At 35.4% G+C, this 13,075-nt stretch carries 9 protein-coding genes and 1 pseudogene; 3 read left to right on the forward strand and 7 right to left on the reverse strand.

Annotation, left to right across the window (positions count from 1 at the left end):
* Positions 1–89: 89 nt before the first annotated feature.
* Positions 90–347 carry a hypothetical protein gene (locus tag VB798_RS09695; RefSeq protein ID WP_323258277.1) on the reverse strand — a complete coding sequence of 86 codons (258 nt, stop codon included), beginning with the start codon at positions 345–347 and terminating at the stop codon, positions 90–92.
* A gap of 228 nt (positions 348–575) precedes the next feature.
* Here VB798_RS09695 and prfA point away from each other — a divergent pair, with 228 nt between their 5' ends.
* Both prfA and VB798_RS09705 read left to right on the forward strand, forming a co-directional pair.
* On the forward strand, positions 576–1,652 hold the full coding sequence (gene prfA, locus VB798_RS09700) for a peptide chain release factor 1 (protein WP_184130839.1): 1,077 nt from the start codon (positions 576–578) through the stop codon (positions 1,650–1,652).
* A 171-nt stretch (positions 1,653–1,823) separates the two neighbouring features.
* A pseudogene (locus VB798_RS09705) lies at positions 1,824–2,641 on the forward strand (transposase).
* A 59-nt stretch (positions 2,642–2,700) separates the two neighbouring features.
* Here VB798_RS09705 and VB798_RS09710 read toward each other — a convergent pair.
* The 4 genes from VB798_RS09710 to VB798_RS09725 form a co-directional block, all read right to left on the reverse strand.
* The gene (locus VB798_RS09710; protein WP_323258278.1) at positions 2,701–7,575 is read right to left on the reverse strand and encodes a BACON domain-containing protein; all 4,875 of its coding nucleotides are present in this window, start codon (positions 7,573–7,575) and stop codon (positions 2,701–2,703) included.
* Positions 7,576–7,996: 421 nt separating this feature from the next.
* Positions 7,997–8,416, reverse strand: coding sequence for a hypothetical protein (locus VB798_RS09715; protein WP_323258279.1), 420 nt, complete (start codon positions 8,414–8,416; stop codon positions 7,997–7,999).
* Between the two features lie 299 nt (positions 8,417–8,715).
* Complete coding sequence (locus tag VB798_RS09720) at positions 8,716–9,138, reverse strand: hypothetical protein (protein WP_323258280.1); 423 nt, start codon at positions 9,136–9,138, stop codon at positions 8,716–8,718.
* Positions 9,139–9,183: 45 nt separating this feature from the next.
* Complete coding sequence (locus VB798_RS09725) at positions 9,184–10,224, reverse strand: sensor histidine kinase (protein WP_323258281.1); 1,041 nt, start codon at positions 10,222–10,224, stop codon at positions 9,184–9,186.
* Positions 10,225–10,480: 256 nt separating this feature from the next.
* Here VB798_RS09725 and purB point away from each other — a divergent pair, with 256 nt between their 5' ends.
* Complete coding sequence (gene purB / locus VB798_RS09730) at positions 10,481–11,827, forward strand: adenylosuccinate lyase (protein WP_323258282.1); 1,347 nt, start codon at positions 10,481–10,483, stop codon at positions 11,825–11,827.
* A gap of 199 nt (positions 11,828–12,026) precedes the next feature.
* On the opposite strand, the gene rpsG is transcribed toward purB, so the two are convergent.
* Positions 12,027–12,497 (reverse strand): 30S ribosomal protein S7, encoded by a 471-nt coding sequence (rpsG, locus tag VB798_RS09735; RefSeq protein WP_323258283.1) that lies wholly within the window; start codon positions 12,495–12,497, stop codon positions 12,027–12,029.
* 140 nt (positions 12,498–12,637) lie between these two features.
* Complete coding sequence (rpsL, locus tag VB798_RS09740) at positions 12,638–13,060, reverse strand: 30S ribosomal protein S12 (RefSeq protein ID WP_309921726.1); 423 nt, start codon at positions 13,058–13,060, stop codon at positions 12,638–12,640.
* Between the last annotated feature and the right edge of the window lie 15 nt (positions 13,061–13,075).

Here is a 13,075-nt window from a genome sequence, read left to right on the forward strand (position 1 = left end):
AATCTGATAATTTGTGTAAAGATAGGGCTGAAACATGAAAAAAGTCGTGATACTTACCACGACTTCCTTGATTATTTTATGAAAGAATCTTAATATCTTCCTCTTTTTCCATTATGTCTTCCGTTATCGTGACGATACTTTGGCGGAGCATTGCGTGGTACTACGATTACTCTTCTTGGCGGAGGCACTACATAACGGTATCTAGGATAAGAATAACCATATCTATATGGATAAGGGCGGCGGCTATCAACTCTCACATAAGAAGGTCCACAAGACGCTACCAATAGAATAATTGCTAATGATAAAAAAAGCAATTGAAATGTTCTATGAATTTTTAGCTTTTTCATGACGTATGGAGTTTAAAATATGGTACTTAGAGATTAAATAACGAAGAAGGTTTAAAATAAGTGTAGTGCTATTTACTTGGGTATCTAAGCAAAAGACAATCCGATAAACATTTACCCCCATTGAATATAAAGATTTTTGTATCTTTGCACCCTGATTTTTAGTTTGCCAAAATATTCGGCTATACGCACTAATATCAAGCTGTTGAACTTTCCGAAATAAGAAAAAATATGTTAGAACAATTAGAATCCATCCGTGAACGATTTGAAGAAGTTGCCCAGCAAATGACGCAACCCGAAGTAGTATCGGATATGAAAAAATATAAAACAATTAGTAAGGAGTATAAAGACCTTGAAAAGATTGTTTTAAAATATAATGAATACAAGAATATCCTTTCTAATATCGAAGGAGCAAAAGAAGTAATTGCTACTGAAAAAGACGAGGAATTTCGTGCTTTGGCAAAAGGTGAATTAGAAGAATTATTACCTCAAAAAGAAGAGTACGAGAAAATTATCAAGGAAATGTTGATTCCGAAAGACCCTAATGATTCTAAAAACATCATCATGGAAATTCGTGCTGGAACGGGTGGTGATGAAGCAGGGATTTTTGCGGGCGACCTTTTCAGAATGTACCAACGTTTTTGTGCTAACCAAGGATGGCAGTTTCAGTTGATGGACTATACTCAAGCGTCGTCTGGTGGCTATAAAGAAATTATCGCCAATATTCAAGGCGAAGATGTGTACGGAAAAATGAAATTTGAATCAGGTGTTCACCGTGTACAACGTGTGCCTGCTACAGAATCTCAAGGACGTATCCATACTTCGGCAGCGACTGTGGCTGTTTTGCCAGAAGTAGATGAAGTAGATGTACAGATTAACATGAATGATATTCGTAAAGATACTTTCTGTTCTTCGGGTGCGGGTGGACAGTCGGTAAACACTACGTATTCTGCCGTTAGGGTTACTCACTTACCGTCGGGTTTAGTAGTACAATGTCAGGATGAGCGTTCTCAGATTAAAAACTTTGAAAAAGCCATGACGGTTTTGCGTTCAAGACTTTATGATATTGAATTAGCAAAGCAACAAGAATCTATTGCTGGCGACCGTCGCTCGATGGTTGGTTCTGGTGACCGTTCTGATAAAATCCGTACTTATAATTATCCACAAGGTAGAGTAACCGACCACCGTATTGGTTATACAGTATATAACTTACCAGTAGTAATGGATGGTGAAATTGGCGATTTTATCGAACAACTAAGAATTGCAGAAAACGCAGAGAAATTGAAAGAAGGAGCAGGAGCGTTGTAGAATCTGTACTTATATTAACAAAAAAACCACTTCCGGCGAAGTGGTTTTTTTGTTTGAAATAAATAATATTAAATTTTATATTGAAGTCATCTTGACTTTTTGCTAGTATTGCTTAAAAATAAAAAAGGTTGTTGATATTTGTTTTGTGAACCATACCAAAGCAACCTTTTTATGTACTACGTACTCAGCAAAGATATAATAGAATCAGAAATAATTTGTCATTTACCTGTAAGAAAACGGGGGTTTAAGCCACAGGCTCCGACTTGTGAAATCATTAACTGTATTTTTTATAAACTCAAGACCGGGATTCAATGGCATTTATTACCTGTCGATAGTTTATTCAGCACACATATTCTTAACTACAAAACTGTTTTTGGACATTATCGTCGTTAGTGTAAGGAAGGTATTTGGAAAAAATGTTGGATAGAACTTTGGAAAAAGTATAAGTCTTCTTTCGACCTTTCAATGGTAAATTTAGATGGAAGCCATTCTTCATCTATTCGTGGTGGCGAAAGATTTGCTTACCAAGGTAGAAAGAAGAAAAAACATCCAATGTTCTTTACTTAACTGATAAACAAGGACTTGTATTAGCTATATCAACACCAGTTTCAGGCAATCACAATGCTTTATTTAACATTGAGCAGGCTTTTGAAGAACTCACTACGATGTTGGAGGATGCTACTATTTCAGTTGATCGACTATTTATGAATGCAGACGCAGGTTTCGACGCAGAGAATTTACATCAATTATGTTATCAAAAACAAATTATCGCCAATATTGCTCCTAACAAAAGGAACACTACTGACGATAATTGGTCTCGTATCATTGACGAAGAACTCTATAAAGAGAGATATTCTATTGAAAGAACTAACGCATGAATAGATAGTTATAGATCTTTGTTAAATCGATTTGATACAACGATTACAAGTTGGATTGGATTTAACTTCATCGCCTTTATTATCATGGCGATTAAGAAAATAAAAAAGTAAAGATGACTTCAATGTATTTTGACGCTACAAACAGATAGATTGCTGTGGTAATAAAAACTTTATAATCTTATCACTTTTGTAACTAACTGTTTATTATTCAGTTGCAATTGAATAATATAAGTCCCAGAAGCCTGTTGTTCTAAATCAAGATCGATGTTGTTAGCTCCTACATCTGCATCTTTATCATAAATGCGAACAATACGACCCTGTGTATCTATCACTGATAAGCGTACCGATTGGGCTTCTCGTACATAAAAACTTGCCTTTACTTTCCCATCCGTTGGGTTTGGAGAAACTACCAATACATCATCTTTTACCTCTTCTTGCTTTTCAAAAACATCGTTGCTAACTGCTACTCTTGCAGTCGCATTTTCTGTCACTTCAAAATATACTCTATCCCCACTTACTACGGTACTAAAATCCGGATAAAACTGACAGTAATCTTGACAGGTTGTTGTCTGACTCCACTTCTGTACTCCATTCACATAAAGTTTCAAGACTTTTGAGTTGGCACTTGGCCACCAAAGGTCTATTCGATAACCTGAACTAACTACTGGTAAATTAATATCATTCTGATTCGTTGGATAAATAATGCTTCCTGAAACGCCATTATAACCTTGTATCCAACCTGCATTACCATAGAAGGGAGGAGAGCCTCCATCAAGGCTGTTCTTAGGACCAGCTACGTTTGTATAAGCATTATTAGATAAATATCTAAACTGATTCGTAGGAATAGTACCAGTCAAACAATAATTCTGTGGGGTATTTCCACAACTTGAGCCTGCTGCCTGAGTGACCGTAACAGCTTGACTAAGTCCACCACCACTTACTGTTATCGTTCCGGTTCTACTACCGCCACTGTTAGCTGTTGCTGTTAAGGTAAGTGTTCCATTGTTACTACCAGAAGCAGGACTAACACTTAACCAACCTGTTGCATTACTACTCGCTGTCCAAGATACATTCGAACTTACACTGACTGTTGTACTAGTATTACTAGCACTAGTACTCCAACTACTCTGCGATAAGCTTAGGGTATTTGTTGTGCAATTGGTCGTATTGATTTGGATTCCAGCATAGTTAATACTACCCATATTACCTCCATGCCAAAATGTATAGATATCACCATCTAAAGCGGATGTCCCTCCAAAACCTGTGCCTGTTAACTTTGTCGTTCCGTTATAGAACTCTAATTCGAACAACTCTCCATAACCACTAGCACTAGCTTCAAAACGTACATACTGATAAATAGTACTATTACTAAATGTGAACTCTTGCCAGCTTCCTGTACCATTAGCTGTAAAAGTGTAAATATCTGTCCAATTACTGTTGTCATTAGAGCCTCTAATTTTAGCCCCCACAAGACGGTCTAAACAACAATCCGCTCTGAAAAGAAGTCTTACTTTATTCACGGCACAAGAACCAGTGCTAGTAGTACCAGCTTGAGTTACTGTAACTGTTTGACTGAAACCACCACCTGTTACCGTTATTGTTCCTGTTCTTGCACTTGTTGCTGTATTAGCTGTTGCTGTTAAAGTAAGTGTTCCATTGTTACTACCAGATGTAGGACTAACTGTTAACCATATCTGATTACTACTAGCTGTCCAAGATACATTGGAACTTACATTAACTGTAGTACTGCCACTAGCAGCAACTGTACTCCAAGTAGATAATGATAAACTTAAAGTGTTAGTCGTATTTTTATAAAAGTAAAATACTGGATTACCATCAGCATCATTAAAAGTGCTACTCAGCCAACCCGTTGGTACATAACCACTAGGTAATGGGTTAGCTAAACCCCACCAATCTGAGTCGTTAACATTGATACAAGAATAATACTGATCTACATTGCTATTCTTGGTAAAACCACTCCATGTCCAATAATTCTTCCCTCTAGGTACATATCTTGTCACCGAACCACTTACTGATTTTGTACATAATATATAATAGTTATCAAAATGCTTAATAACTACCTCGCCACCTCCTTGGTTGCCGACTACTACCTCATCGGCAGGACAAGTACTTGCTGTCGTTCCAGCTTGGGTTACTGCAACACTTTGACTTATTCCACCACCTGTTACCGTTATTGTTCCGGTTCTTGCATACGTATCTGTATTGGCTGTTGCTGTTAAAGTAAGTGTACCATTGTTACTACCAGATGTAGGACTAACTGTTAACCATATCTGATTACTACTAGCTGTCCAAGATACATTGGAATTAATACTTACACTCGTACTATTACTACTAGCGCTTGGACTCCAACTACTTTGTGATAAACTTAATGTTGAAGGTGTATTACACGTTGTCTGAGTGAAGTTCCATAATCTATGATTTCCCAAACTTTCACTAGTTGATCCATATAGCTGTAAGTATTGTCCCGTTCCATAACCTTCCATATCCCAAGTAATACCTGTGGGAGTAGACACTCTGTAAGACCCACTGCTATTTTCTAAATTCCAAAGATTATTACCACTTGTACCAGAAGTTACATGAGTGCCCTCATTATAATTATCTACTTTTAAATATTGCTGATTCGACTGAGAAACAAATTGATATGAACTACCAGAAGTGACTGCCTTCCAAATTTGAGTAGTTTGGTTATTCGCTACTTGTTGTTGAATGGTACCATCAGACATGAGCTGCATATAATTGTTGGTCTGCTTACTTTGAATGGTGTAACAATTATCATTAATTACAACATTTGAACTTGGGTCTGTTTCAGCAAAACAATTAGCAGAATTTGTATTCATACCATTAGCAATTAACCTACTTCGTGGTATGAATGTTCCATCTTCAAGTGACGCTACCCAGATGCCATTATACTTGCTTGCATAACATGGTAAATTTACATCACTTAAAATTCCTATCTCAGCCCCCTCTTCATCATCTTCAGGGCAATCACCTGCTGCTAGTCTGCAGCTACCTGAAATTTGTATTGTAGTTGAATTCGTTGACTCTTGAGTATTACTGCCATAAAATCTTCTTACTGTAGTAATTGTATAAGTACCTGTTGATAAATTCGTATAATTTAATGTATAAATATTCCACGAATTTGCTTGTAAAATAAGTGGACTGGTTAAATTTCCTCCTGTAATTCTTATAGACTGTACGTAGTTACTTGTTGTATTGCTATTTGGTATTATAAGATCAATAGTCATAATTTGTGGTGTAAATTTATAGCCTCTTGATGCTTTACATAGACCACTTGGAAGAACATTATTTTTTCGCCCTACCTTAAAATATGTCCCTGTCTGCATAACTTTAGGTGGTATGGGTAATGAACAATTCGCTAATACTGCCTCTGTATTTGTAATACCAAAATTCTCTCTAAGTGCCAACGTATTTAATGCTCCTAAATCACCTCTTATTCTAGCATGTTCATTATTAAAATCGTCACCATAAATAGCGGCAAAAGGTGTTAGGTTTGTATTGATTGTTTGAAAAGTTGATGCATTGATAATAGAACCACTAATTGGGAATGTATAATCATTATCATTAACTAATGAGCCCCTATAATCTATCGAACTAAAAGTTGGGACAAAACTAAAGGATGGATTTGTAGTACTGTAAATAGGAAAACCATATCCAAGACCACTACTTATATACCCACCAGGAGTTCTATCAAGATTTCTATTGAAATTAACATAAGATGAGCTAAATGAAATGTTACAAATGCCAATGGCATCGCCATCATACACTTTCGTACTTTGTCCTACCTGATTTGACCAAGCATCTATGAAACTATTACAAAGAATACCCACAACATCAACATCTAAAATCTTATCTCCTGGGTTCAAAACACCATTAGTATAGTTACGATTAGGGGTGCCATTTAAAGAACCATTAACTAAAGCAATATTTCTAATGCCTCCTTGGTTTGGATAACCGCCATTTCCCAAATTTTTCAAATCCTGTCGGAAAGAGTCAAATAATGGGTGTTTTTCAAGTGTTGAACTTTGATGAATTAATAATTGGCAGGCTGCTGGCGAGTAAATTGCCATAACTTCGGGTACAAGTAGCGCAACTAAAAGAGAAAAAAAACCTCCTGTATGTCCATAAAGGTTTCGTCCAAGAGCAACTAGTCCTGGTGGAACATTGGCACCTTGATGAGGTGTATCAAATGCAATGTAATGGCTAACATTATGTGTTTGCCCTGCATTTTCCATACTACGTAATGCCCATCTTGCTATTAATCCAGACATACTTTCGCCTATCACTACCAGCTTGTTATTACCCACCTTTATACTATTAACTTCATTTATTACTCTTTTCAAAACTTCTGCATTGTTCTGCATATAATCTCGACCATCAGAATAATTAACAAATACTAAATCATATCCATGGTTACGAAAAGCATAGAGATAGGGATAATATTTGGCAACCATATCACTGATATTAACGTCTTGTCCAATATCAAATCCTTCTGCTATAATGATTGGTTTATCAAATACTCCATCGCAACCTGTATATATTTGATATTCGCCTCCTACCACATTTTGTTCCACTCGCCCATTTTTAACAGACTCTTGAACTACTTTTATAGCATTTACAGTTTTTTTACTCATATAGGGCTGTGGACGCTCTAATTGATGTATTGTTAATATATTATAAGTTAAAAAAGTCCCTCGCTTGGTTACAAGCTTTATTGCAATCGCAACATCGCCAATCGTTGTGAACTGATAAGGAATTAGCTGTTCTTTAAAGTCAAAAACCCTGTAGCCTTTGCCGTCTTGAAAATCAATTTCTATTTGTTTTATTTGATTACTAATATTACTTTGAAGTAAATCTGGACTAATCTGAAAATTTACATTGCCTTGAAAGATTTCTCCCTGAAGTAATCCCGCCGTAATTATTTCAACATTTTCATAATCTTTTGAATCAGCTTTCTTGTTGTTATTTTTAGCCTTAACATTATCATTTATCTGAGCCTCTGTCAATAAAAGGGCATCAGCATTGATAATACCAATGGGTATAATATTACTTTCAGTGATTTGATCCCGAGAAAAATTTTGAATTGCTTCAATTTTTTTTGGCTTAGGTTTATCGTTTAGGTCAGCATTGGCTACAATAGTGGTAAGTAGATTAAAATACCTTGTATTTAAGGTTAAAATAGAGGCACCATCCTTATCTTTTTCTTTAGATTTAGACCGTAGGGGTTCTAAAATTGACTTTATGAACTGTGCTTTGTTTAGAAACCCTTTTCCTTTAAAACTTGAGGTGTCTATTTTTGCAAGAGCTTCTTTTGTTTCTTTATCACTTTGAGCGTAAGAAGTAAAAGAAAGAAAAGAAAGAAAAAATAGAAATGAAATATTTATCCCTATAAGAAATAGGGAATTGTAGATTTTTGTTTTCATAAATTTATCTTTTTCTAAGTTGAAAATTAAAAGTATTTGTTTCTCCGTAGATTATTGGTCCGACTGGATTCCCCACTTGCTCATATTGATTATTTTCCCAAACGTAAATATTATATTTAGTCATTAAATCATAGTTTGTATTACTTTCTGGTAGAAATTCAGTTTGTCCGTTGGTAACTATATATGAAATAGTATAAATTCCATCCTTATTAGTTTCTTCAGTAGCATCAAAGGTGGGAATAGGAGAAAGCCCTTTTAAGTAATATCCACTAAATTGAAATTTTAATCCAACGACAGGCATATTATTTTCATCAATTACTTTTCCAGTAATGATAGTTGGACGGTCAGGAAATTCATCTTTCCCACAAGAAAAAAGGATAGGGGGTAATACACCCAAAACTCCAAGAAATTTTCTTCGTTTCATGTTAAGTACAGAATTTAGATTGTTAGAAATTAAACACAATGATATATCCATCAGGTGTATTGAACCGCTGATGTGTAATCTGTTAATTCATTTAAGGGGATAAAAAAGACAGGCAAAATAGGCATTTTGGTGTCGGTGAACTACTTAGCTACATTATTGCTTCAAAAATGTAAAAAAAATATCTGTGAAGCAAGTTTTTAGTGTCTTTTGTTGAAAATAAAGGATAATAGAGAGCAAATTGTGCTGTAATGATTTTATATTACTTTCTTATACAGCCAAGAGAGAAGAAATAATGTTAATCATATTTTTCTAAGCTGAAAATTAAAAGTGTTTGTTTCACCATTAATGATTGGCCCGACTGGATTCCCCACTTGTTCATATTTATTATTTTTCCAAACGTAAATATTATATTGACTATTTAAATCATAGTTTGTATCACTAAATGGTAAGAATGTAGTTTGTCCATAGTCAACCATGTGTGAAATAGTATAAACTCCATCTTTATTAGTTTCTCCAATTACATTGAATATAGAGATACGATAAAAAAGACTCTTTGCATAATCTGCACCAAATTGAAATTTTAAGCCAACGACAGGCATATTATTTTCATCAATTACTTTTCCAGTAATGATAGTCGGACGGTCTGGAAATTCATCTTTTCCACAAGAAAAAAGTATAGGTGGCAATATGCCCAAAACGCCAAGAAATTTTCTTCGTTTCATGTTATTATAGAACTGAGTTGTTAAAAATTAAAATAAGTAATAATCCTAAACCACCACTTCTGTCTTCTCTAATTTAAATGAAAAAGTTGTTCCTTTTTCTGGTTTTGAGGCTACTGAAATTTTGGTTCTGTGGGCATTTAAAATGTGTTTTACAATGGCTAAACCTAATCCTGATGAGCCATCCGAACGACTTCTGGCTTTATCTACTCTATAAAATCTTTCAAAAATTCTGTTTAAATGTTCTGGCGCAATGCCTGGTCCATTATCTCTGATAGAAACTTTCCAATCTTTTTTATCTTCTTCAAAATTTACAATTACTGTTCCGTTTTCATTGCCGTATTTAATGGCATTTTCTACGAGATTCGTCACTACTTGTCCGATTCTTTGCGCATCTGCTTTCACCCAAACTTGTAATTGTGGCGACTTAATTTGTAGCGTTGTGTTCTTGGCTTTCGCTTTCCCTTCCAATTGCTCAAATACTTCTTTGGTGATTTGCTTAATATCAACCTTCGCCCGATTCATCTTAATATCGCCCGTTTCCATTTGAGAGAGCGTCAATAAATCTTTTACCAAAATATCTAAACCGTCTAAACTTTTAGCCGCTTTTACAAGGAATCTTTCACGAACGTTTTCATCATCCATCGCTCCGTCGAGTAAAGTATGTACAAAACCTTGTGCCGCAAAAATGGGTGTTTTCAATTCATGCGAAACGTTGGCTAAAAATTCACGACGATACTTTTCTAAGCGTTTCAATTCTGTTACTTCTTGTTCCTTTTTAGAAACATAGACAAACAATTCATCATTCAATTTCTTGAGCGGATTATTGTTTTTGTATAATTTCTTTCTGGTAACACCGAAATCTTTGATTTTTAGTCGGTTGATAGAATCATACATTTTATTGATTTCTTGAAAAACCAAGTAATCCAACACAAAATAAATGAGAATTCCCGCCACAATCAGCGTCGCAATAAAGCTTACGAACAGCACATTGGCATTCGATTCGGGCAGAAAAGAAAGAAAAGAAGTAATAAAAGCGGCAATGACGATAGCCAATAAAGTGGCTAACAATTTGGGATTCAGAAGCATGAGAAAACCGTATTCGTTTTTGATAAAAGGATTTTTACTTTTCTAAAAGGGTAAAGCATGGTAATCCTTATGCAAGTTTCACGTTTTTTGGCGATAATTTGTATTAAATTTAGGAAAATGAATACGAAAATGATTTCCTAAATCGTAGCTCAATAATTCTTTTGTACCTTTGTTCTTTCCTTAAACATATTGAAGGCATTGAATTTTGAGTAAGAATCGTCACTCAATCGCTCAATCACTCAATTACTCATTTAAAATGCAACTCAATCAATTAACCGCAATCTCTCCCATCGATGGGCGTTACCGCAAGCAAGTAGAAAGTCTTGCTCCTTTTTTCTCTGAATTTGGGCTTATCAAATATCGTGTTCGTATTGAAATAGAGTACTTCATCGCTCTTTGCGAAATACCTTTACCTCAATTAGAATCGATTAATAAAGATTTGTTTACGGCTTTAAGAGACATTTATCTTAATTTCTCTGAAGAAGATGCCCTTTGGATCAAGGAAACTGAAAAAGTAACCAATCATGATGTGAAAGCGGTTGAGTATTTTATCAAACATAAATTAGATAAGTTTGGTATTAACGATTCCCTTGAGTTCATTCATTTTGGACTTACTTCTCAAGATGTAAACAATACTGCTATTCCATTGTCTTTATTAGAAGCAATGAACGAAGTATTAGTACCAAAATTAGAAGAAGTAATTGCTAAAATTGAAGCCTTAGCCGAAGAATGGAAAGATATTCCATTGTTAGCGCATACGCATGGTCAGCCAGCTTCTCCAACTCGTTTGGGTAAAGAATTCATGGTGTTTGTAGAAAGAATGGAACGCCAAATGGATTTATTGAAAACCATTCCATACTCTGCAAAATTTGGTGGTGCAACAGGTAATTTCAATGCCCATAATGTAGCTTATCCAGAAAATAATTGGGTAGCATTCGGAAATTCATTTGTAAAATCTTTAGGATTGGTTCGTAGCAAATACACTACTCAGATTGAACATTACGATAACTTAGCTGCTTTGATGGATAATTTAAAACGTTTGAACAACATCGTTTTAGATTTAGATCGTGATATTTGGACTTACGTTTCGATGGGTTACTTCAAACAAAAAATCAAAGCAGGTGAAGTAGGCTCTTCGGCAATGCCACATAAAGTAAACCCAATTGATTTTGAAAACTCAGAAGGAAACGTGGGTATTGCCAACGCTTTGTATGAATTCTTAGCAGCAAAATTACCAGTATCTCGTTTACAAAGAGATTTAACAGATTCAACAGTACTTAGAAATTTGGGTGTGCCGATTGGTCATCAGTTAATTGCTTTAACCGCTTTATTGCGTGGTTTGAATAAATTAGAATTGAACCAAGAAGCTATCAATGCAGATTTAGAAGATAACTGGGCAGTTGTAGCAGAAGCCATTCAAACGATTTTGAGAAGAGAAGGTTATCCACAACCTTATGAAGCGTTAAAAGCTTTGACACGTAAGAATGATAAAATCACCGAAAAAACCATTGCAGAATTTATCGACGGTTTAGAAATCAGTGATAAAGTAAAATATGAATTAAAACGAATTACTCCATTCAATTATGTGGGTGTGGTAGAGTAATTTATAATAAAATTTCGATAGAGAGGCTTTAGGCATTGATTTGCTTAAAGCCTTTTTTGTTTGTTGCTTTAGCATTCAGCTTTGAAAAAATTGTCAAAGCTAATCTTACCTATTACTCCAACCCCTAAAAACACAAAAGCGAAAACCTTTCGATTTTCGCTTTTGTGCTGTGTGTATCTCGTTGTTGTTAATAATTGAATTAGAATCTGAAGTGAGAGAATGCTTTGTTAGCTTCTGCCATACGGTGCGTATCATCTTTCTTCTTCACTGCTGCACCTTCACCTTTAGCTGCTGCCATGATTTCGTTAGCAAGACGGTCAACCATAGTTTTATCTCCACGCTTACGAGCATAAAGAATTAACCATTTCATACCTACTGATAACTTACGGTCTGCACGTACTTCCGTTGGAACTTGGAAAGTAGCACCACCTACACGACGGCTTTTTACTTCTACCGATGGCATAACGTTGTTTAATGCTTTTTTGAATAGCTCTAAACCGTTTTTCTCTTTGGTTCTATCTTCAACTTTGTCTAATGCACCGTAAAAAATCGTGAATGCTGTTGATTTTTTACCATCGTACATCAAGTTATTAACAAACTTGGTTACCATTACATCCCTAAATTTAGGATCAGGTAATACGTATCTCTTTTTTGGTTTTGACTTTCTCATTGGATTGTTAAGATTTTAAGTTTAGCCCATCTTCTGCCCTTAACTAAAGCATACTGGACTGTTTTTGTAATTTGATGATTTGAAAATTTGATGATTTGAAAATGTTATACTTTCAAATTTCTCAATTTACGAATGTCAAATTATTTTTTCTTACCGCCTTTTCCGCCTTTTACTGGAGCTGCCACTTGACCTGGTTTAGGACGTTTAGCACCATATTTAGAACGACGTTGACGACGACCATTTACACCTGCAGTATCTAAAGCACCACGGATGATATGGTAACGTACCCCTGGTAAATCTTTCACACGACCACCACGAATCAATACGATTGAGTGTTCTTGCAAGTTGTGACCTTCACCTGGAATATAAGCATTTACTTCTTTGCCGTTTGTTAAACGTACACGGGCTACTTTACGCATAGCCGAGTTTGGCTTCTTAGGCGTAGTAGTATAAACCCTTGTACACACGCCACGACGTTGCGGACAAGAATCAAGAGCAGGAGATTTTGACTTCCAAGTCATTTGCTCCCTGCCATTTCTTACTAACTGTTGTATAGTTGGCATTTTGTGTTGTTTTAA

It is taken from the genome of Arcicella lustrica, assembly GCF_034930985.1.
Classification (GTDB): Bacteria; Bacteroidota; Bacteroidia; order Cytophagales; family Spirosomataceae; genus Arcicella; species Arcicella lustrica.